14 protein-coding genes and 2 tRNA genes are annotated in these 22,368 nt (G+C 59.6%); 12 read left to right on the plus strand and 4 right to left on the minus strand.

Annotated elements, in window-relative coordinates; genetic code table 11:
- Positions 1–60 precede the first annotated feature (60 nt).
- The 3 genes from ACIQAL_RS17110 to ACIQAL_RS17120 all read left to right on the plus strand — a co-directional run bounded on the left by ACIQAL_RS17110 (position 61) and on the right by ACIQAL_RS17120 (position 4,680).
- A complete protein-coding gene (locus tag ACIQAL_RS17110; RefSeq protein ID WP_401147489.1) occupies positions 61–1,248 on the plus strand; it encodes an ATP phosphoribosyltransferase regulatory subunit in 1,188 nt (395 codons plus the stop codon).
- Positions 1,249–1,302: 54 nt separating this feature from the next.
- Entirely contained in the window at positions 1,303–2,595 is a 1,293-nt protein-coding gene (locus ACIQAL_RS17115; RefSeq protein ID WP_166596010.1) for an adenylosuccinate synthase, read from the plus strand.
- Positions 2,596–2,745: 150 nt separating this feature from the next.
- A complete protein-coding gene (locus ACIQAL_RS17120; protein ID WP_401147492.1) occupies positions 2,746–4,680 on the plus strand; it encodes a methyl-accepting chemotaxis protein in 1,935 nt (644 codons plus the stop codon).
- A gap of 159 nt (positions 4,681–4,839) precedes the next feature.
- Here the strand turns inward: ACIQAL_RS17120 and ACIQAL_RS17125 are convergent.
- Together ACIQAL_RS17125 and ACIQAL_RS17130 are read right to left on the minus strand one after the other, a co-directional pair.
- Positions 4,840–4,926 (minus strand) — tRNA-Leu (locus ACIQAL_RS17125).
- A gap of 219 nt (positions 4,927–5,145) precedes the next feature.
- Positions 5,146–5,232 (minus strand) — tRNA-Leu (locus ACIQAL_RS17130).
- Between the two features lie 226 nt (positions 5,233–5,458).
- Between ACIQAL_RS17130 and rnr the strand changes: the two genes are divergently transcribed.
- From rnr to dnaB, 7 genes are all read left to right on the plus strand, one after another.
- Positions 5,459–8,092 carry a ribonuclease R gene (gene rnr / locus ACIQAL_RS17135; protein ID WP_401147494.1) on the plus strand — a complete coding sequence of 878 codons (2,634 nt, stop codon included), beginning with the start codon at positions 5,459–5,461 and terminating at the stop codon, positions 8,090–8,092.
- Positions 8,089–8,850 (plus strand): 23S rRNA (guanosine(2251)-2'-O)-methyltransferase RlmB, encoded by a 762-nt coding sequence (rlmB, locus tag ACIQAL_RS17140; protein ID WP_401147496.1) that lies wholly within the window; start codon positions 8,089–8,091, stop codon positions 8,848–8,850. The genes rnr and rlmB overlap by 4 nt, the downstream gene beginning before the upstream one ends.
- A 251-nt stretch (positions 8,851–9,101) precedes the next feature.
- The gene (rpsF, locus tag ACIQAL_RS17145) at positions 9,102–9,524 is read left to right on the plus strand and encodes a 30S ribosomal protein S6 (RefSeq protein WP_062379020.1); all 423 of its coding nucleotides are present in this window, start codon (positions 9,102–9,104) and stop codon (positions 9,522–9,524) included.
- A 28-nt stretch (positions 9,525–9,552) separates the two neighbouring features.
- Positions 9,553–9,783: a 30S ribosomal protein S18 gene (gene rpsR / locus ACIQAL_RS17150; protein WP_037015707.1), complete on the plus strand. Its 231-nt coding sequence runs from the start codon at positions 9,553–9,555 to the stop codon at positions 9,781–9,783.
- A gap of 42 nt (positions 9,784–9,825) precedes the next feature.
- The gene (locus ACIQAL_RS17155) at positions 9,826–10,722 is read left to right on the plus strand and encodes a hypothetical protein (protein ID WP_166596006.1); all 897 of its coding nucleotides are present in this window, start codon (positions 9,826–9,828) and stop codon (positions 10,720–10,722) included.
- Positions 10,723–10,742: 20 nt separating this feature from the next.
- Positions 10,743–11,189, plus strand: a complete 447-nt coding sequence (gene rplI, locus ACIQAL_RS17160; protein WP_166596005.1) for a 50S ribosomal protein L9 — start codon at positions 10,743–10,745, stop codon at positions 11,187–11,189.
- Between the two features lie 160 nt (positions 11,190–11,349).
- Positions 11,350–12,747: a replicative DNA helicase gene (dnaB, locus tag ACIQAL_RS17165; protein WP_166596004.1), complete on the plus strand. Its 1,398-nt coding sequence runs from the start codon at positions 11,350–11,352 to the stop codon at positions 12,745–12,747.
- Between the two features lie 8 nt (positions 12,748–12,755).
- On the opposite strand, the gene ACIQAL_RS17170 is transcribed toward dnaB, so the two are convergent.
- On the minus strand, positions 12,756–15,632 hold the full coding sequence (locus ACIQAL_RS17170; RefSeq protein ID WP_401147501.1) for an RHS repeat domain-containing protein: 2,877 nt from the start codon (positions 15,630–15,632) through the stop codon (positions 12,756–12,758).
- 210 nt (positions 15,633–15,842) lie between these two features.
- Between ACIQAL_RS17170 and ACIQAL_RS17175 the strand changes: the two genes are divergently transcribed.
- Positions 15,843–18,146 carry a YgiQ family radical SAM protein gene (locus ACIQAL_RS17175; RefSeq protein ID WP_166596003.1) on the plus strand — a complete coding sequence of 768 codons (2,304 nt, stop codon included), beginning with the start codon at positions 15,843–15,845 and terminating at the stop codon, positions 18,144–18,146.
- 49 nt (positions 18,147–18,195) lie between these two features.
- On the opposite strand, the gene ACIQAL_RS17180 is transcribed toward ACIQAL_RS17175, so the two are convergent.
- Positions 18,196–18,684 carry a type VI secretion system tube protein Hcp gene (locus ACIQAL_RS17180; RefSeq protein WP_166596002.1) on the minus strand — a complete coding sequence of 163 codons (489 nt, stop codon included), beginning with the start codon at positions 18,682–18,684 and terminating at the stop codon, positions 18,196–18,198.
- A gap of 363 nt (positions 18,685–19,047) precedes the next feature.
- On the opposite strand from ACIQAL_RS17180, the gene ACIQAL_RS17185 reads away from it, so the two are divergent.
- Positions 19,048–22,341 carry a DUF2126 domain-containing protein gene (locus ACIQAL_RS17185; RefSeq protein ID WP_401147504.1) on the plus strand — a complete coding sequence of 1,098 codons (3,294 nt, stop codon included), beginning with the start codon at positions 19,048–19,050 and terminating at the stop codon, positions 22,339–22,341.
- Positions 22,342–22,368: the final 27 nt, after the last annotated feature.

The raw sequence follows: 22,368 nt of genomic DNA on the forward strand, positions 1-22,368 counted from the left end.
GTCTGCTTCACTCAAGGCTTGCCCAAGGGTTGGCCGCCCGGATCATAGGGGAAAGGCGTAATGGCAACGGTTGACCGCTGGCTGCTGCCGGATGGCATCGAAGAAGTACTGCCGCCGGAAGCTGCGCGCATAGAAGTGGCGCGCCGTCAGGTGTTGGATCTGTTTCAGAGCTGGGGCTATGAGTTCGTCGTTACCCCGCACATCGAATACCTTGAATCACTGCTCACAGGTGCTGGCCAGGATCTGGACCTGCGCACCTTTAAAGTGGTCGATCCGCAGTCGGGTCGGCAAATGGGCTTCCGGGCGGACATCACGCCTCAGGTCGCCCGTATCGACGCACATACCTTGCGCCGCGAAGGCCCGAGCCGTCTGTGCTACGCCGGTAGCGTGCTGCATGCCCAGCCCCGCGCCCTGTCGTCCTCGCGCAGCCCGATTCAACTGGGCGCCGAGTTGTATGGCGATGCCAGTCCGAGCAGCGACGTCGAAGTGATCAGCCTGATGCTGGCTATGCTTAAACTCGCGGATGTGCCTGACGTCCATATGGACTTGGGCCATGTTGGCATTTATCGCGGCCTGGCTCGTGCGGCAGGGTTGTCGGGTGAAGTCGAGCAACAGCTTTTTGATGCTTTGCAGCGCAAGGCCATCGACGAAGTCATCACGCTGACCGAGAACCTGCCAACTGATCTGGCCGCCATGTTGCGGGCCCTGGTGGATCTGTGCGGTGGCCGCGGCGTGCTGGCCGCTGCCCGCGAGCGTCTGGCCAAGGCACCTGCGCCGGTCGTCGAAGCGTTGGACGACCTCGTGGAAATCGCCGAACGTCTGTCGGCTCGTTTCCCTGATTTGCCGTTGTACTTCGACCTCGGCGAGCTTCGCGGCTATCACTACCATACGGGTGTGGTGTTTGCGGTGTTCGTGCCGGGTGTCGGCCAGTCGATCGCCCAAGGCGGTCGTTACGATGACATCGGTGCCGATTTCGGGCGTGCGCGTCCGGCGACAGGCTTCTCCACCGATTTGAAAACCCTGGTCACGCTGGGGCAGGCGCAGATCGAGCTACCGTCTGGCGGTATCTGGATGCCTGACAGTACCGACGCGGCACTCTGGCAGACCGTCTGCCAGTTGCGCAGCGAAGGTCAGCGCGTGGTTCAGGCATTGCCTGGCCAATCGGTCGCGGCAGCGAAAGAAGCCGATTGCGATCGGCAATTGATTCAGCACGGCGAGCATTGGCAGGTACTGCCGCTGGCCTCTTGAGTTTTCCAGTCGGCGGCAGCCGGCACCCAGTTTGCGTGAATGAGGACAAGTGTTATGGGTAAGAATGTCGTAGTCCTGGGCACCCAATGGGGTGATGAGGGCAAAGGCAAGATCGTTGATCTGCTGACCGAACATGCTACCGCGGTAGTTCGCTATCAAGGCGGCCACAACGCCGGTCACACCCTGGTGATCGATGGCGAGAAAACCGTTCTGCACCTGATTCCGTCCGGTGTACTGCGCGAAGGCGTGCAGTGCCTGATCGGTAACGGTGTGGTCGTGGCACCTGACGCGCTCATGCGTGAAATCACCAAGCTGGAAGAGAAGGGCATTCCGGTGCGCGAGCGCCTGCGCATCAGTCCGTCCTGCCCGCTGATCCTGTCCTACCACGTTGCGCTGGATCAGGCCCGTGAGAAAGCCCGCGGCGAGCACAAGATCGGCACCACCGGTCGTGGCATCGGCCCGGCTTACGAAGACAAGGTGGCCCGTCGCGGCCTGCGCATCGGTGACTTGTTCCATCGCGAGCGTTTCGCCGCCAAGCTGGGTGAGTTGCTGGATTACCACAACTTCGTGCTGGTCAATTACTACAAAGAGCCTGCGATCGACTTCCAGAAGACACTCGACGAGTGCATGGAATACGCCGAGCAGCTCAAGCCAATGATGCTGGACGTCACCGCCGCGCTGCATGAAATGCGTCGCGCTGGCAAAGACATCATGTTCGAAGGCGCTCAAGGTTCGTTGCTGGACATCGACCACGGTACCTACCCGTACGTCACCAGCTCCAACACCACTGCTGGCGGTATCGCGACCGGTTCGGGTGTGGGCCCGATGTTCATCGACTACATTCTGGGCATCACCAAGGCCTACACCACGCGTGTGGGCTCGGGCCCGTTCCCGACTGAACTGTTCGACGACGTGGGTGCCTTCCTGGCCAAGCGTGGTCATGAGTTCGGCGCTACCACCGGCCGTGCCCGTCGTTGCGGCTGGTTCGACGCCGTCATCCTGCGTCGCGCCATCGATGTCAACAGCATCTCGGGTATCTGCCTGACCAAGCTGGACGTGCTGGACGGTCTTGAAACCATCAACATCTGCGTGGGTTACAAGAACGAAAATGGCGCCGTCATCGAAGCGCCGACCGACGCCGACAGCTACATCGGCTTGGAGCCGGTGTACGAGCAGGTGCCTGGCTGGTCGGAATCGACCCTGGGCGCGAAGACGCTGGAAGAGCTGCCTGCCAACGCTCGTGCGTACATCAAGCGCCTCGAAGAGCTGGTTGGCGCGCCGATCGACATTATTTCGACAGGTCCGGACCGCAACGAAACCATCGTTCTGCGTCACCCGTTCGGGTGATAACTCGTTGATACGAAAGAAAAGGGTCGCTCTGGCGGCCCTTTCTTTTGCCTGCCTGATTCCCGTCATGAGAACGGCACGGCCCTTGCTGTAAATACCGTCATTAGAAATGCCATCATTTTAATGGCGTTTGTGGTGGGGGAATTTCCAGTGTCAGCCGTCCTTTCGCTTCTCCGCAGTCGCTTGCTGCGGCCCGTATTCATTGCTCTCGGCATTGCCCTATTGGTGCAAGTGCTGGTCGCGGTCGCCCTGACCCGGAGCACGGTCACTGCGCTTGAGGCCGATCTGGCCACGCGGCTGGGTGTAGATTCGCAACACTTGTCCGGCGAACTGGAGCAGGCGAGCCGTGACGTAACGTCCAGTCTCGACAGCCTTTCGCAAAATACTCGGCAGCGTTTGAGTGCGGGATTGTCGACCCGTCTGAAGGATGAGCAGAAGCAACTGCGTGCGACGCTGGAGACGGACTTGAAGGATTCCGCCACCGACATGGCAGAGCTGCTCGCGGCTGTCGCGCCCCGTGCGATGTGGGATGGTGACACCCCGACTTTGTCTGAATTCGCACGACGCGCCCAGCGCAATCCTAACGTGCTGTTCGTTGTTTACGACGACGCCCAGGGCGAGCACCTGACGCGCTACCTCAACCGCGAGAACGAATCGATCAAGGCGTTGTTGGCCAAGGGCGAGGGTGAGCGGGCGATGGACAAGGTCCTGAATGCTGCGCAGAAAGACCCATCGGTGTATTACGTCGAGGCCTCTATCAGCCCGAATGGCGTTGAAATCGGCAAGGTGCGGATGGGCGTTTCAACCGCAGCGGTCGAGACGAATCTGCTGGCGCTCGACAAGCGTTTCACGGCGCTGATCGGCAATGGCGAGCAGTTGGTCTCTGAAAGCCTCGGCAGTGCGTCGGCGGAAAGCTCTGCGGCGCTGCGTTCGCGTCTACAGACCGCGCAGAGCGCTGCGTCGGCGATGGCCACCAATACCAGTTCCACAGTTCAGGCGGCGGCTGAAACATTGCGCTGGAGGATCGGTGTCGGCCTGGCGCTGGTCGGTCTGATTGTGTTGATCGTGCTGGCGGTGGTGCTGGGGCGTCGTGTCGTGCTGCGCCTACAGCTGCTCAATCGTGCGCTGGATGATCTGGCAGCGGGGGAGGGCGACCTGACCAAGCGGGTCAAGCTCAACAGCAATGACGAAATTGGCGACATGGCGGCGGCCGTCAATCGTTTTGTGGACAAGCTGCAACCCATCGTTCGAGAGGCGGGTGATGTCGCTCAGCAAACGGGCGTTGAGATCGGTGCCATGAGCAAGCGCAACGCAGGTGCCAATGCGGCTGCCGAGTTGCAGCGAGACGAAGTGGCCGCGAGCCTCCACGCTTTGGCCCAGATGGCAGACGAGGCGCAAGCCGAGAGTCAGGCGATGCAGGCTGCACTGCGGCAGGTGGTCGACATTCGCCAAGCCACAGATGAGAACACGCGGACGTCGACCCAGGTCGGCAATCTGATCGAAGCACTGGCAGGGCAGGTTGAGACCGGCGCGCAGGTCATTGAGCGTTTGGCGCAGCAGAGCGAGCAGATCGAGGTGGTGCTGGAAGTGATTCACGGCATCGCCGAGCAAACCAACTTGCTGGCGCTTAATGCCGCCATTGAAGCGGCGCGTGCGGGTGAGACGGGGCGCGGCTTCGCAGTCGTGGCCGATGAGGTTCGCGCGCTGGCCAGCAAAACTCAAAGCTCCACTGGCGATATTCAGGAACACATCACCAAGCTGCAATCTGGAGCTAAAGAAGCGGTCGCGACCATCGGTCTGGCAGGCCGCAAAGCGAAGGAAGGGCTGGAAGTGCTGCGCGACAGTGCCCGCTTGCAGAAAACCGTTCAGGACTCCGTTGAGCAGGTTCATGCGGCGATAGGTTTGGCGACCCGCGCAGCAGAGCATCAGGCGCAAGGGGCGCAGGCGGTGCGTGGCCGCGTGGAAGTGATTCATGCCCAGGCCGAGAAAGCTGCCCAGGCTGTTGTCGAGACGACTGCCAGTGGCAAGACGCTGGATAAACTGGCCGCGCAGTTGAAAGCGAGTCTTGGGCAATTCCGGGCGTAGGCGGGTTATAGGTCGTAGCGTATTTCTGTAGCGGGCGGGTTTGGCGGAGGTGGCAATAGGGAGATTGCCTTCGCCGGCATGCCAGGCTTTTGCGGAGGAGGGGAATTATCAAACCCCGAAAAGCACAAAACCGAGCACTTGGCTCGGTTTTGTTTTGTTTGGTGCCCAGGAGAAGACTCGAACTTCCACGACCGTAAGGTCACCAGCACCTGAAGCTGGCGTGTCTACCAATTTCACCACCTGGGCATGGCGCTGATTTAATTAGATTTTTCGTATTAGTGCAACATAATTTTGAGAAATTTTAGCGGTAGAGGAGGTTTTGATTGCGAGCGCGATAAGCTCGCAGGTTTGTCAAAGGCAGGAAGGACAGGGGAGGGGAACTGATCTACCCTCAGAGCTGCTCGGAAAAGAATTTTCAAACCCCGGAAAGCACAAAACCGAGCACTTGGCTCGGTTTCGTTGAATTGGTGCCCAGAAGAAGACTCGAACTTCCACGACCGTAAGGTCACCAGCACCTGAAGCTGGCGTGTCTACCAATTTCACCATCTGGGCAATTCGTTGATTTCATTCGACTTATTTTTCAAAAAGCCGCTTGATTTCAACTACAACGTGGCAGTGCCGTCGTTGTGGGGCGCATCTTACGGATGAGGATAGAAGCTGTAAACCCCCGGCGTGAAATTTTTTTTGAAATAGCGAAAAGCCTCAACAAACGCTGCCTTCGCGTTTCAATCGGGTATATGCCAAACTAATTGCATACAGATAAGGTGAACTCATTCTAATGGCCGATTGGCAGTCCCTCGATCCCGAGGCCGCTCGTGAAGCGGAAAAATACGAAAACCCCATTCCTAGCCGTGAGCTGATTCTGGCGCATCTCTCCGAGCGCGGTTCGCCCGCTGCCCGTGAAGAGCTGGTCGCAGAATTTGGTCTGACGACTGAAGATCAGATCGAGGCCCTGCGCCGTCGCCTTCGTGCGATGGAGCGCGATGCGCAGTTGATCTACACCCGCCGCGGCACCTACGCGCCGGTCGACAAGCTGGACCTGATCCTCGGTCGCATCAGCGGCCATCGCGACGGTTTTGGCTTCCTCGTGCCTGACGACGGCTCCGACGACCTGTTCATGAGCCCGGCCCAGATGCGTCTGGTGTTCGATGGTGACCGTGCCTTGGCCCGCGTTTCCGGCCTGGACCGTCGCGGTCGTCGCGAAGGCGTCATCGTTGAAGTCGTTTCCCGCGCTCACGAAACCGTGGTGGGTCGCTACTTCGAAGAGAGCGGCATTGGTTTCGTCGTTCCTGACAATCCAAAGATTCAGCAGGAAGTGCTGATCACGCCGGGTCGCAATGCCGACGCCCGCGTGGGTCAGTTCGTCGAAGTGAAGATTACCCACTGGCCGACCCCGCGCTTCCAGCCGCAGGGCGACGTGGTCGAAGTCGTGGGCAACTACATGGCGCCGGGCATGGAAATCGACGTTGCGCTGCGCACGTACGACATTCCGCATGTCTGGCCTGAAGCTGTGCTCAAAGAAGCCGCCAAGCTCAAGCCGGAAGTCGAGGAAAAGGACAAAGAGCACCGCGTCGACCTGCGCCACCTCCCGTTCGTGACCATTGACGGCGAAGACGCTCGCGACTTCGACGATGCGGTTTACTGCGAAGCCAAGCCGGGCAAGCTACGTCTGTTCTCAGGTGGCTGGAAACTGTACGTCGCGATTGCTGACGTCTCCAGTTACGTGAAGATCGGCTCCGCGCTCGATGCCGAATCGCAAGTGCGTGGCAACTCGGTGTACTTCCCCGAGCGTGTCGTACCGATGCTGCCTGAGCAGTTGTCCAACGGCCTTTGCTCGCTGAATCCGCTGGTCGACCGTCTGGCGATGGTCTGCGAGATGACTATCTCCAAATCCGGCGAAATGACGGACTACGTGTTCTACGAAGCCGTGATTCACTCCCACGCGCGCCTGACTTACAACAAGGTCAGTTCGATTCTGGAACACCCGAAAACCAGCGAAGCCCGCCAGTTGCGCGGCGATTACAAAGAGGTCATCCCGGACCTCAAGCAGCTTTACGCGCTGTACAAGGTGCTGCTGGCAGCACGCCACACCCGTGGCGCCATCGACTTCGAAACGCAGGAAACCCGGATCATCTTCGGTTCCGAGCGCAAGATCGCCGAGATTCGCCCGACGACCCGCAACGATGCGCACAAGCTGATCGAGGAATGCATGCTGGCCGCCAACGTGGCCACTGCCGAGTTCCTCAAGAAGCATGAAATCCCTGCGCTGTACCGCGTCCACGACGGTCCGCCGCCTGAGCGCCTGGAAAAACTGCGCGCCTTCCTGGGTGAGCTGGGTCTGTCCCTGCACAAAGGTAAGGATGGCCCGACGCCGAAGGATTATCAGGCGCTGCTGGAAACCATCAAGGACCGTCCGGATTACCACCTGATCCAGACCGTCATGCTGCGTTCGTTGAGCCAGGCGGTGTACAGCTCGGATAACAACGGCCACTTCGGCCTGAATTACGAGGCCTACACGCACTTCACCTCGCCGATTCGTCGTTACCCGGACCTGCTGACGCACCGCGCCATTCGCAGCGTCATCCGCTCCAAGCAGGACACGCCGCACGTTCGTCGTGCGGGCGCAGCGTCGATCCCGAAAGCGCGCATTTATCCTTATGACGAAGCGGGACTGGAGCAGTTGGGCGAGCAATGCTCGATGAGCGAGCGCCGGGCCGATGAAGCCACCCGTGACGTGGTGAATTGGCTCAAGTGCGAGTTCATGAAGGACCGCGTGGGTGAGTCGTTCCCGGGCGTCATCACCGCGGTGACCGGTTTCGGGCTGTTCGTCGAGCTGACCGACATTTACGTGGAAGGCCTGGTGCACGTGACCGCGTTGCCAGGCGATTACTACCATTTCGATCCGGTTCACCACCGTTTGGCGGGTGAGCGTACGGGTCGTAGCTTCCGCCTGGGCGACACCGTTGAGGTGCGAGTCATGCGCGTCGATCTTGACGAGCGCAAGATCGACTTCGAAATGTCGGAAAAAACCACCAGCGCGCCGGTGGGTCGTAAGCGCAAGGCTGCCGAGCCTGCAGCTGCGGAAAAACCGAAAGATAAAGAGCAGGACAAGGCCACGGCGTCTCGCCCAAGTCGTCGCAGCGCCACCAAGGAACCGGTTGTCGAGGCGTATCGCCCTAGCGATGCGGCCGCAAAAAATGCCGAAGTCCGTAAAAGCCGCGAGATGAAGAAAGCGCTTCTGGCAGAAGCGAAGGGTGGTAGCAAGGCGTCGTCGGGAAAGTCGTCGCGGAGTGATTCCGCGCCGTCCGGCAAGTCCGCAAAACCGAGTAAACACCGCAAGGGCCCGTCAAAGTCGGGCTCTGCCCCCGCTGCAAAGGGCGGCAGTGTGCGTAAACCTAAGGCGAAGTCATGAGTCAGCTGGAAAAAATCTACGGCGTTCACGCAGTAGAAGCGTTGTTGCGTCACCATCCAAAGCGGGTCAAGCAGATCTGGCTGGCTGAGGGTCGCAGCGATCCCCGCGTTCAGGTGTTGATTGACCTCGCCGCGCAAAATCGTGTGGCGGTGGGGCAGGCCGAGCGTCGCGAAATGGACGCATGGGTTGAAGGTGTCCATCAGGGCGTTGTCGCGGATGTCAGTCCGAGCCAGGTCTGGGGCGAAGCGATGCTCGACGAACTGCTGGATCGCACCGAAGGCGCGCCGCTGATCCTGGTTCTCGACGGCGTGACCGACCCGCACAACCTCGGCGCGTGCCTGCGTACTGCTGATGCGGCGGGTGCGCTGGCGGTAATCGTGCCGAAAGACAAGTCTGCGACGTTGACACCGACTGTACGAAAGGTGGCTTGTGGCGCTGCGGAAGTGATTCCGCTGGTCGCCGTGACCAACCTTGCCCGTACGCTGGAAAAACTCCAGCAGCGCGGGTTGTGGGTTGTCGGTACGGCGGGCGAGGCCGAGCAAGAGCTGTATCAGCAGGACCTGACCGGCCCGACCATTCTGATCATGGGCGCGGAAGGCAAGGGCATGCGTCGCCTGACCCGCGAACATTGCGACTATCTGGTTCGCCTGCCGATGGCGGGCAGCGTCAGCAGCTTGAACGTCTCTGTGGCGACAGGTGTTTGCCTCTTCGAGGCGATGCGCCAACGCAGCGTGAAGGCTGCCGCTTCGCGGAAGTAACGAGCTTCAAGCTGCAAGCATCAAGCTCGAGCCTGCCCACGGCCAGCTTGTAGCTTGCGGCTTACAGCTTGAAGCTGCTCCTGCTCAAATAATCACCAATTGCCTTGCGCCGTCCCTGACCCTTCTCTACAATTGCGCCCCTTGCTGTCATGGCAGGCGCTCACGTGCCTGTCCCTGTGCAAGATAAACCAGTGTTATTCACTCCTTGTCTGACCGCTTTGGCGGCAGGCTACAACCCGTAAGGAGCATTCATGCGTCATTACGAAATCATCTTTCTGGTTCACCCGGACCAGAGCGAGCAAGTCGGCGGCATGGTTGAGCGTTACACCAAGCTGATCGAAGAAGACGGCGGCAAGATCCACCGTCTGGAAGATTGGGGCCGTCGTCAACTGGCCTACGCAATCAACAATGTTCACAAGGCTCACTACGTGATGCTGAACGTTGAGTGCACTGGCAAGGCCCTGGCCGAGCTGGAAGACAACTTCCGTTACAACGATGCCGTGATCCGTAACCTTGTCATCCGTCGCGACGAAGCCGTTACTGGCCAGTCCGAAATGCTCAAGGCTGAAGAAAACCGCAGTGAGCGCCGTGAGCGTCGCGACCGTCCTGAGCACTCCGACGCTGAAGGCGTTGACAGTGATGACAGCGACAACAGCGATAACGCTGACGAGTAATCCACGGACCTTTTGAGGAGCCTATTACATGGCACGTTTCTTCCGTCGTCGTAAATTCTGCCGCTTCACAGCTGAAAATGTGAAGGAGATCGATTACAAAGATCTCAACACCCTGAAAGCCTACGTATCCGAAACCGGCAAGATCGTTCCTAGCCGCATTACCGGTACCAAAGCTCGTTATCAGCGTCAGCTGGCTACCGCTATCAAGCGCGCCCGCTTCCTGGCCCTGCTGGCCTACACCGACAGCCACGGCCGCTGAGACCAGGTTCAGTCGACAAAAACGCAGTAAGGGATAAATCGCATGCGCGCCATGGCTGACTTCATCATGCGCGGCCGCGTGCAGGCCACTCTGGTAGTGGTTGGATGTGCGGCGTTGCCGCTGTTGTTCTGGTTGAGTGCCGCCGCGGGTTGCCTTGTGCTTCTGCGGCGCGGGTTGAGTGGCGCTTCGAGCGTTCTCGCCTGGGCTCTGCTGCCGGCTTTGGTCTGGTGGTATTTCGGTGATCCCCGCACCCTGATGGTGTTGCTGGGTTCATGGGGGTTGGCGGCCGTGTTGCGCGCCAGCGAGTCGTGGGTCCGTGTGCTGTTGGTCAGCATCGGACTGGGATTGTTGTATGGCGTGATCCTGGGGGCGGTTTTCCGCGAGCCCATCGAAGCCATGGCGGGGGAGTTGCAGAAACTCTTGCCCCACGTCTTCGGTGATGTCTACCAACAGATGTCGGTAGAAGAGCGAGCGCGTCTGGGGGCACTGATTACACCGGTCTTGAATGGCCTGATTGCGGCGGTGTTGCAGATCGTCAGCGTGGTATGCCTGATCCTTGGGCGGTACTGGCAGGCGTTGTTGTATAACCCGGGCGGTTTCGGACGCGAATTTCGCAGTTTGAGACTCCCGCGGGCACCGATGCTGGTGCTGCTGGTGTGCATGTTGGTGGGGCCGAATTTCGGTCCTCAACTGGCGATGCTGACACCGTTGTGCAGCGTACCGCTGATGTTCGCGGGGCTGGCCCTGATTCACGGTCTGGTGGCTACGAAGCGCCTGACCCGGTTTTGGCTGGTGGGTTTGTACGTCACGCTGGTGCTGTTCATGCAGCTGATTTATCCGTTGCTGGTGGTGTTTGCCATTGTCGACAGCCTGATTGATTTTCGCGGCCGCCTGGCGTCGAAAGATGCCGATAACGGTTCTGCGAACGGTGAAGGTTAAAGTTAAGAGGTTATTACCAAATGGAACTCATCCTGCTGGAAAAAATCGCCAACCTGGGCAACCTGGGCGATAAAGTAAACGTTAAGGCTGGTTACGGCCGTAACTACCTGCTGCCTTTCGGCAAAGCCACCGCTGCAACCGCTGCCAACCTGGCCGCGTTTGAAGAGCGTCGTGCTGAGCTGGAAAAAGCCGCTGCTGACAAGAAAGCTTCTGCTGAAAGTCGCGCTGCTCAACTGGCTGAGCTGGAAGTGACTATCACTGCCACCGCTGGTGACGAAGGCAAGCTGTTCGGTTCGATCGGTACTCACGACATCGCTGATGCACTGACCGCCTCTGGCGTTGAAGTCGCTAAAGCTGAAGTTCGTCTGCCGAACGGCACCATCCGTAACGTTGGCGAATACGACGTAGCCGTGCACCTGCACAGCGACGTTGAAGCCACCGTTCGCGTGGTCGTCGTAGCTGCCTAAGCTGCTTGATGCCGGTGCTTCGGTGCTGGTGTCCGACCAGCTGGCGACTCGTTCGCTAGCCGGTCAATAAAGGGCGCGATCCATTTCTTGGGTCGTGCCCTTTGTCATTTCTAGGTATTGTTGATCAACTTCTGATTCAAACCCCTGATTCCGTGTGGCCATGAACGATATTTCTGCTCCCGAGCAATACGACCTGCAAACCGCAGCCCTGAAGGTGCCGCCCCATTCCATCGAGGCCGAACAGGCTGTACTCGGTGGTCTGATGCTGGATAACCAGGCGTGGGAGCGCGTGCTGGATCAAGTCTCGGACGGCGACTTCTACCGCCATGACCACCGCCTGATTTTCCGCGCCATCGCCAAGCTGGCCGATCAGAACCTGCCCATCGACGTCGTAACCCTGTCCGAGCAGCTGGACAAGGAAGGCCAGACCTCACAGGTCGGCGGTCTGGGCTATTTGTCGGAATTGGCAAAAAACATCCCGTCTGTTGCCAACATCAAGGCCTACGCCCAGATCGTGCGGCAGCGGGCGACCTTGCGGCAGTTGATTGGCATCAGTAACGATATTGCCGACAGCGCGTTCAACCCGGAAGGGCGGACTGCCGAGGAGATTCTCGACGAAGCCGAGCGCCAGATTTTCCAGATCGCCGAAGCGCGTCCAAAGACGGGCGGTCCGGTGGGCGTCAACGACCTGCTCACCAAGGCCATCGACCGCATCGACACGCTGTTCAACCTGGGTGAGGGCATCACCGGCCTGTCCACGGGTTATACCGACCTGGACGAAAAAACTAGCGGTTTGCAGCCTTCCGACTTGATCATCGTCGCGGGCCGTCCGTCGATGGGTAAGACCACCTTCGCGATGAACCTTGTGGAAAACGCGGTGTTGCGCAGCGAAAAGGCGGTGCTGGTGTTCTCGCTGGAGATGCCAGGCGAATCGCTGATCATGCGTATGCTGTCGTCCCTCGGACGTATCGATCAGACCAAGGTCCGTTCCGGCCAACTGGATGATGACGACTGGCCGCGTCTGACATCTGCCGTCAATCTGCTGAATGATCGCAAGCTGTTCATCGACGATACGGCGGGCATCAGCCCCTCGGAGATGCGTGCGCGCACCCGGCGTCTGGTGCGCGAGCACGGTGATGTCGGCCTGATCATGATCGACTACCTGCAGCTGATGCAGATTCCAGGCTCCAGCGGTGATAACCGGACCAACGAGATTTCCGAGATATCCCGTTCCTTGAAAGCACTGGCCAAAGAATTCAACTGCCCGGTGGTTGCCCTCTCTCAGCTCAACCGCTCCTTGGAACAACGCCCGAACAAGCGCCCTGTGAACTCCGACTTGCGGGAATCCGGAGCGATCGAGCAGGACGCCGACGTCATCATGTTCGTGTACCGGGACGAGGTGTATCACCCGGAAACCGAGCACAAAGGCATCGCTGAGATCATCATCGGTAAACAGCGGAACGGTCCGATTGGTTTCGTGCGTCTGGCGTTTATCGGCAAGTACACCCGTTTTGAAAACCTGGCGCCGGGTAGCTACAACTTTGATGATGATGAATGATCACTCCGCTAGCGCTTATGATTCCAAAAGCTATGCGCTCGAAGAACGCCATCTGGTTTCTTGAACATAAGGCGCCATGCGCCCCTGCCGGTTGAGCCGCCGATTCCCGGCAGGTCAAGAGACCATAATCCTTGGCGTGAAAGATGGAGATTGCCTTCACCGCTCTGCTCGTATCTTGAGATAGCCGATGTGACGATGGCTCTCAGTGCATTCGACGTCAGGTTCTTTGGGCCATCTTTGAATGCTCTAGAACTGAAAAAAGAGCCCAGTTCAATAGGAAACGTTTGTCTACTGGAACCACTGGACTTTGCGGGTGTGACGGACTCGTTTTCCAACCCGGCACTCGCGTTCGACGCGGTAGAGCCTCGTTTGCTAGAGGTCACTCTTTCTGGAATATGACGAAGCTCATCGGTTGTCAGGCCTCTGCTTGTTGCCTGCGCCGCTATGTCAAATGACGGACGCGCCGAGGTCGGGGCGCTGACCGATGGTGATTGATCGTTGCCCGAGTGTGGAGACGAAGGCTTAGGGGGAGCGGGTCTCAATTCGGTGGAGGGTGTGCGGTTGTCACGAACTATCTTTTCCAACTCACGAGGGTTCAGAGCAGCATCGATAATTCGGTGAGCCTCGGTTTTGGTTCGCGTCTCATATATCCGCAGACTGCCTTTCCGATCAGCCCCTACATGTATCAAGCTTGGATTGACCGCCGAGTCATAGCTCGCAGTGAGTACTTCGGTTTCTTCAGCTGTGAGATCAAACCTCCCCGTGTAAGTCTCGACGAGCGTCTGGATGACATTGCTACGACGCTCATACCTGGCTTCAGAAAGTTGACCGAGCGCGTAGATGACTATCGCCAGTACAACCGCAGAAACTCCAAGGATAAAGCTAAAATCCACGCTTAGGCCCCCTAGAACGTCAGTACGGTTAATCGGGCTGTTACGCACCATTCGATACAAATTAAGCCCATCCACTGGACCTTCAGGATCTGGACTAACCCAGCGCATCAACCACGGCGCGTAATACCTCAGCCCGTAGTAATACAACCCGCTGGCATCCCGCTCTTTCCCCGAATACCGCGCCACTTTGTACTTCGCTTCGATCGACGAGCGCGCCGCCCACCAAGCCGTCCCCCCAAATGGATAGTAGCCCTCGTGGCTGATCAATCGCGCGCTCCCGTCCAGCTCCAGTGTGCTGGAGCCCAGATGATCGTCGACCGAATAGCGCAATTGATCGTTTTCGATGTCGGCAGGACGTCCGCTCAACCAATGCAGGCAGCGCACTGTGCATCGGCCGGCCTGGATCACGATGACTTCCAGCTGCTCATCGGTGGCAGTGTCGCTGCGCAATTCCAAGCCCGGAAAGTAGCGGACCTCCCGCGTGTGTGAAGCGGCTCGTGCGGTGCTTGTGCCAATTTTGCGAACCCGCTGCCCGCCGCTGTCGTACTCGTAATGCTCCGTATCTCCCTCGGCGTCCTTGCGACTCACGGGGGTGATCTTCGATAAACGATTGCGCGCATCCCAGAACATTTTCTGGCCGGGGAGCAGGTGTTGCAGGTTGCCGCTGGCATCGAAACCGTTGGCGAAGTCCGGCGGTGCGCTGCCCTCCGTCTTGATCACGGCGCGGTTACTGGTCGCATCCACGTCAAAATCGCGGGTGTAGGGCTGACTGCCTTCATGCCTCAGTTGAATCAGATTACCCGCCGTGTCATAGCGGTAACGTTCGGTGAAGTTGAGCCATTCACTGGTGTCTATCGGCAATGTCGCCAGATCAGGCAGCTGGGGGCCGGTTGAAGCATTGGCTGTTTCCCTGCCTTGTGCCTCAATCAACTGATACGTGCTGTCGTAGCGGTAGACGTTGACCGGTTCGACGCGTTGATTGGCGAAGTGGCGAGCCGCCTGGGCATCGTCAGCGATGCTCACGACGTTCCCCACCGGATCGTAGGTATAGGTCAATGATTGCAGCGGGTCGTTGGCAGGGCGAAGGGTCTTTAGCGTCTGCAAGCGGCCGTCCGCCGAGTGATAGCCGTATTGGCTGACCACGCCGTTGCCTGCGGTTTGCGACTCGACCTGCCCTTTAGCGTTGTACCGCACATCGTGCAGCAATGATTGCTGCGCGCTGCCCTTCAGCGTGAGTAGGACCTGTGCCAACTGACCGGCGATGTTCAACCCGATGCTTTGCTGGTGGTCTCGCGCATCCGTCGTGCTGATGGTGGTGCCGGTGGCGTCTGAGCGCCTGTGAGTAATGGCGCCATTGTCGGGCTCCAGCAGGGCTTCACGTTCCTCGGCTGAGGGCGGCCAGTCAGGAGGCTCGGTCAGCCTGAGCATGCGGCGTTCTTCCCTCAGCGTCCCGCCCGACAGGCCGTACTCGGTGATCGCCATAGTGCCCGCGCTGTCGTCAATCCGGATCAGTTGGCCGCACTGGTTGTGAGAGGCTGAATCCGCGTCAGTCCCACCATACGTGAGCCGTTCGCAGGTCCGGCTCGGTTGCCCCTCCATGTGCTCATGAACCGCTATGGGTCTTGGATAATTGTCGTAGTCGGTCTGCCAATGCGTCGAGCGGGCATCCCATTGCTCCAGAGTGACGCCTGATTCTGCTGAAAGAGAGATTGTTTCACCGGCATCCACGCTGCGGCTGGACAATACGGTGTTCGAGAGGCTGTACAGGGTCGCGACATTGGGGTGCAGGTCGGGCTCCCTCGACCGTTGCTCAAAGAGGCGTGGGTCCCAAGCCGCCACGGCGCGACCTCGGCAGTCGTAAGTCTGGGCGTTGATTCGGGGTTTCGCCTCCTCCTCGACCTCAGCCCGGTAGTAGGCCACTTGCCGCACTGTCAGGCCCCGGCCGTCGTAAACCGCGATGGAAGGGGTGTTTCGGTGCACGGAGTCGGACATGATGCCTGCATCCTGCAATGGCCAGCGCTGCGTCTACTCTAGCCTCGCTTCCAAGGGCCGGATACTGTCAGAAATGACAGTGCGATTGATCGAAAAACGCTGGCAAGGCCGACTATTACAGTCGGATTTGATCAAAATTTGTGCTATTCTCCGCGCCCGCGAATTTCCACAAGAAACTCGCCTCCCCGATTACGAACACTGGTCATCGACATGCAAGCAGCCAAGCCGTTATTTGACTATCCGAAGTACTGGGCCGAATGTTTCGGGCCAGCGCCTTTCCTGCCCATGAGCCGGGAAGAAATGGATCAGCTTGGCTGGGATTCCTGCGACATCATCATCGTGACCGGTGATGCGTACGTCGATCACCCGTCGTTCGGCATGGCGATCATTGGCCGGCTGCTGGAGTCCCAAGGCTTCCGCGTCGGGATCATTGCTCAGCCGGACTGGAAATCGAAAGACGACTTCATGAAGCTTGGCGAGCCGAACCTGTTCTTCGGTGTCGCAGCGGGCAACATGGACTCGATGATCAACCGCTACACCGCGGACAAGAAAATCCGTTCCGACGACGCCTATACCCCTGGCGGCATGGCGGGCAAACGCCCGGACCGCGCGAGCCTGGTCTACAGCCAGCGTTGCAAGGAAGCGTACAAGAACGTCCCTATCGTGCTGGGCGGGATCGAAGCTTCGTTGCGCCGCATCGCGCATTACGACTACTGGCAGGACAAGGTTCGCAACTCGATCCTGATCGACGCCTGCGCCGACATCCTGCTGTATGGCAACGCCGAGCGCGCCATCGTTGAAGTCGCCACCCGTCTGTCTTATGGCGAAACCATTGAAAGCATCACCGACGTCCGCGGCACCGCATTCATTCGGCGCGACACGCCTGAAGGCTGGTACGAAGTCGATTCCACGCGTATCGATCGCCCGGGCAAGGTCGACAAGATCATCAACCCGTACGTGAATACTCAGGACACCCAGGCCTGCGCTATCGAGCAGGAAAAAGGGCCGACTGAAGATCCGAACGAAGCCAAGGTCGTGCAGATTCTGGCCAGCCCGCGCATGACCCGCGACAAGACCGTCATTCGTCTGCCGTCCATGGAAAAAGTGCGTAACGACCCGGTGTTGTACGCCCATGCCAACCGGGTTCTGCACCTGGAGACCAACCCTGGCAACGCCCGTGCGCTGGTTCAGAAGCATGGCGACGTCGATGTCTGGTTCAACGCGCCTCCGATTCCGATGACCACTGAAGAAATGGACTACGTGTTCGGCATGCCGTACGCACGTATCCCGCATCCTGCGTACGGCAAGGAAAAGATCCCTGCCTACGACATGATTCGCTTCTCGGTGAACATCATGCGTGGCTGCTTTGGCGGCTGCACCTTCTGCTCGATCACCGAACACGAAGGCCGCATCATTCAGAACCGCTCGCACGATTCGATCATTCGTGAAATCGAAGAGATTCGGGACAAAGTCCCAGGATTTACCGGCGTCATTTCCGACCTCGGTGGCCCGACCGCCAACATGTACCGTATTGCTTGCAAGAGCCCGGAAATCGAATCCGCATGCCGCAAGCCGTCCTGCGTGTTCCCTGGCATCTGCCCGAACCTGAACACCGATCACTCGGCGCTGATTCAGCTGTACCGCAGTGCGCGTGATCTGCCGGGCGTGAAGAAGATCCTGATCGCTTCCGGCCTGCGCTACGACCTCGCGGTCGAGTCGCCGGAATACGTCAAAGAGCTGGTCACCCACCACGTCGGTGGCTACCTGAAGATTGCGCCGGAACACACCGAGGAAGGTCCGCTCAACCAGATGATGAAGCCGGGCATTGGCAGCTATGACAAGTTCAAGCGCATGTTCGAGAAGTATTCGAAAGAGGCGGGCAAGGAGCAGTACCTGATCCCGTACTTCATTGCAGCCCACCCCGGCACCACCGATGAAGACATGATGAACCTGGCGCTGTGGCTCAAGGGCAATGGCTTCCGGGCGGACCAGGTGCAGGCGTTCTACCCGTCGCCGATGGCCAGTGCGACAGCCATGTATCACTCGGGCAAGAACCCGTTGCGCAAGGTCACGTACAAGAGTGACGCGGTCACCATCGTCAAGAGCGAAGAGCAGCGCCGTCTGCATAAGGCGTTTCTGCGCTATCACGACCCAAAAGGCTGGCCGATGCTGCGCGAAGCGCTGGAGCGCATGGGGCGTTCGGACCTCATTGGTCCGGGCAAGAACCAGCTGATCCCGTTGCACCAGCCGGAAACCGACAGCTACCAGAGCGCCCGTCGCAAGAACTCGACGCCCGCTGGCAGCCACAAAGTGGCCAAAACCACCAAGATCCTTACGCAGCACACCGGCCTGCCGCAACGGGGCAGCGACGGCAGTAAGCCGTGGGACAAGCGCGAAGAGGCCAAGGCCGCCGCGGCTGCCCGCAACAAACAGGCTGCCAAGGATCGCGCTGACGCGGCCAAAGGTGGGAAGGGCGGCAAAAAACCGTCCCGTCAGCCTGTCTTTCCCCGCTGAGTGACGCCGTTGTAAAAAAACGCCAGCTTTCGAGCTGGCGTTTTGCATTTCAGATCTTCACGTTTTCGCGGATGTTCCAGCCGTACTTGATCACCCCGCCATCCTTGCTGCCGTCGGCTTTTTGCGGTTGGTAGCTGACTTCGACCTTGCCGAAGTTGAGGGTGAAATCTTCCTTGATGATTTCATCGCTATTTCCGGCATTGGCGTTGTATGACGCGACCATCACTTCTTTCAGCGTAATGATCATGTATTCCACCGGGCTGCTGCCGCCCGCCTTGCGGATGGTGAGCGTGGCTTCGGGGTAATGCTTGCCGCTGGAGCACGCCATCATCAGGTTCGGAGATGACTTGTCCAGCGACTTGGTGAAACTCAGGTTGTGGATGTTGACCTTGCCCGCGCCTCCGCCACCCCCTTGGTGCATCGATCCGGACTGCGTCATACCCCATTGGAAGGTATGAATGTCGATCTCTTCCTGGTGAGCGCTGTCCTTGGACTCACCCTTGATATCGCCCAGCTTCAAAAACATATCGATAGCCATGAACTCTCCCTGAAACAGTCGTCGACGAATTGTCGAGGCGCACCTTTTCTTACTGAAGCGCTGGCCACAAGACGTTGGGAGCACAACCAGACCGTTCACACAGAAGAATGGAAAATTTCCTACAGTTTCGCTGCCAATAGCAGCTGATTGTGATTCGTCCGTGGTCAAACTCAGGTGCCCGGGAAGCAAATAACCCCACCCGCCTCATTTCCGTGCGACCCTTGCACCATCCGCCGAAGCTGGCGCAATGTTGGTGCGGTGCTTAGCTCACCGAGCATCATGAACGCCGAGGGCGCCTGACTTGCCGGGGTGGCATAAGTCTTGCGCGGTTCCGCTACCGTCCAGGCTCGCAGGAGGCACGCCGTGTCGATTCACATCGCCTTGCACCACGTCACGCATTACCGCTATGAACGAGCGGTCGAGTTGGGTCCGCAGATCGTGCGCTTGCGCCCGGCGGCGCACAGCCGTACGCGTGTCTTGTCCTATTCGTTGAAAGTCCTGCCTGAGAACCATTTCATCAATTGGCAGCAGGACCCGCAGGGTAATTACCTGGCGCGTCTGGTGTTCCCCGAGAGGACCGACGAGTTGCGCATCGAGGTTGATCTGGTCGCCGAGATGGCGGTGTTCAACCCGTTCGACTTTTTCCTTGAGCCTTACGCCGAGAAGATTCCGTTCACGTACGCCAGGGAAGAGCACCACGAGCTCTTGCCGTATCTGGAAAAGCTCCCGCTGACGCCGAAGTTTCAGGCGTATTTGGACAGCATCGACCGCACGCCCATCCCGGCCATCGACTTTCTGGTGAACCTCAACCAGCGGCTGGCCAACGACATCAATTACCTGATCCGCATGGAGCCGGGGATTCAGACCCCTGAGTTCACGCTGGACAGCGCATCCGGGTCTTGCCGCGATTCCGCCTGGTTGCTCGTCCAGTTGCTGCGGCATTTGGGGCTGGCAGCGCGTTTTGTGTCGGGCTATCTGATTCAGCTCAAGGCCGACGTCGAAGCGCTGGACGGGCCGTCGGGTACGGACGTGGACTTCACTGACCTGCACGCGTGGTGCGAGGTGTATCTGCCGGGAGCGGGTTGGGTCGGATTGGATGCGACTTCGGGTCTGTTTGCTGGCGAGGGGCATATTCCGTTGGCGTGCAGCCCGGAGCCTTCCTCGGCGGCGCCGATCAGCGGGCTGGTCGAGCCGTGCGAAACCGAATTCAGCCACGAGATGTCGGTGGAGCGCATCTGGGAGGCACCGCGCGTCACCAAGCCGTATACCGAGGAGCAGTGGTCGGACATTCAGGCGCTGGGCCGACAGATCGACACTGACCTGATCGCCGAAGACGTGCGCCTGACCATGGGCGGTGAGCCAACGTTCGTGTCCATCGACGACCGCGACGGCAGCGAGTGGAACACCGCTGCGCTGGGGCCGAAGAAACGCGTGTTGTCTGCCGAACTGTATCAGCGCATGCGCAAGCACTACGCGCCGCAGGGTATCGTGCATTTCGGGCAAGGCAAGTGGTATCCGGGCGAGCAACTGCCGCGCTGGTCGCTGAACTGTTTCTGGCGTCGCGACGGCGAGCCGGTCTGGCGCAATAACGCGCTGATCGCAGACGAAACCGAGGATTACGGCACCGATGGCGAGATGGCCGGGCGTTTCCTGCGCAGCGTAGCCGAGCGTCTGAAACTGCCGACGCGCTACGTGTTCCCAGCCTACGAAGATCATTTTTATTACCTCTGGCGTGAAGGCGCGTTGCCGAAAAACGTCAGCGCCGAGGATTCGCGCCTCGGCGATGAGCTGGAGCGTGCACGGCTGACCAAGGTGTTTTCTCAGGGGCTGGACACGGTGATTGGCCATGTCCTGCCGTTAGCACGCACTGCCGCCGATGATCATTGGCAGAGCGGGCGTTGGTTTCTGCGGGACGAGCATTGCCGTCTGGTGCCGGGTGATTCGCCATTGGGCTACCGTCTGCCGCTGGCCTCGCAGCCGTGGGTCAAGGCTGCGGAATACCCGTACATCCACCCGACCGATTACAACCAGGATTTCCCCGACCTGCCGGATCGGGCAGAAGTCGACAGCGCGCTTGGCGGCCTCACCGAACAGACAAATGCCGGCGCCGAGCGTATGCCGAAGGTTGACGAGTCAGCGGACTGGCTGACCCGCACCGCGCTGAGCGCCGAAGCGCGTGGCGGGCGGTTGTATCTGTTCATGCCGCCGCTACAATCCCTCGAAGCGTATCTGGAGCTGGTCGCGGCCATCGAAGCCACGGCCGAAGAGCTGCGTTGCCCAGTGTTGCTGGAAGGCTACGAGCCGCCGAGCGACCCGCGTCTGGCCAACTTCCGCATCACGCCGGACCCGGGCGTGATTGAAGTGAACGTGCAGCCTTCGTCCTCTTGGGATGAGTTGGTCGAGCGCACCGAGTTCCTGTATGAGCAGGCGCGCCTGACCCGCCTGACCACCGAAAAATTCATGATCGACGGGCGACACACGGGCACCGGCGGCGGCAACCACTTCGTGCTGGGCGGCGCGACGCCGGGGGATTCGCCGTTCCTGCGCAGGCCCGATCTGCTGCGCAGCTTGCTCAGCTATTGGCACAACCACCCGTCGCTGTCGTACCTGTTTTCCGGATTGTTCATCGGTCCGACGTCTCAGGCGCCGCGTGTCGATGAGGCACGCAATGACTCGCTGTACGAGCTGGAAATCGCCTTTTCGCAGATGCCCGCGCCGGGTGAAGAATGCCCGCCATGGCTCGTGGATCGCCTTTTGCGCAACTTGCTGATCGACGTCACGGGCAACACCCACCGGGCCGAGTTCTGCATCGACAAGCTGTATTCGCCGGATGGCGCGACGGGCCGTCTGGGGCTGCTGGAATTGCGCGCGTTCGAGATGCCGCCTCATGCGCGGATGAGCCTGGCGCAGCAACTCCTGCTGCGCGCACTGGTGGCGCGGTTCTGGCGTGAGCCTTACGCACCGGCCAAGCTGGCGCGCTGGGGCACTGAGCTGCACGACCGTTTCATGCTGCCGCATTTCATCGAGCAGGACTTCGCTGACGTCATTGTCGAACTCAACGCCGCCGGTTACCCGGTGCGCGCCGAGTGGTTCGCGGCGCACCTGGAGTTTCGTTTTCCAAAAGTTGGCGATTACGCGGTCAGCGGTATCGAGCTGGAGCTGCGTCAGGCGCTGGAGCCTTGGCACGTGCTGGGCGAGGAGGGCGCCGCTGGCGGTGCGGTGCGTTACGTGGACTCGTCGCTGGAGCGTTTGCAGCTGAAAGTCACGGGCCTGCCGCCGCAACGCTACATGCTCACGTGTAACGGCGTGCCGGTGCCGCTGCAACCGACCGGACGTGTAGGCGAATTCGTCGCGGGCGTGCGTTATCGCGCCTGGCAGCCGTTTAACGCCTTGCAGCCGACGATTCCGGTGCATGCGCCGCTGGTTTTCGACATTCTTGATACGTGGATGCAGCGCTCGCTGGGCGGCTGCGAGTATCATGTCGCGCATCCTGGGGGGCGCAATTACGAAACCCTGCCGGTCAACGCCAACGAAGCCGAAAGTCGGCGCCTGTCGCGGTTTTTCCGCGTCGGCCACAGCCCCGGCAAACTGGCGGTGCCTGCACTGACCCTCAACGATGAATTGCCCATGACGCTGGATTTGCGTCTGCACCGATAAAAATGGCCCGGACGGCCAGCCTGATCT

Source organism: Pseudomonas sp. NPDC088368, from assembly GCF_044753445.1.
GTDB lineage: Bacteria > Pseudomonadota > Gammaproteobacteria > Pseudomonadales > Pseudomonadaceae > Aquipseudomonas > Aquipseudomonas bambusae.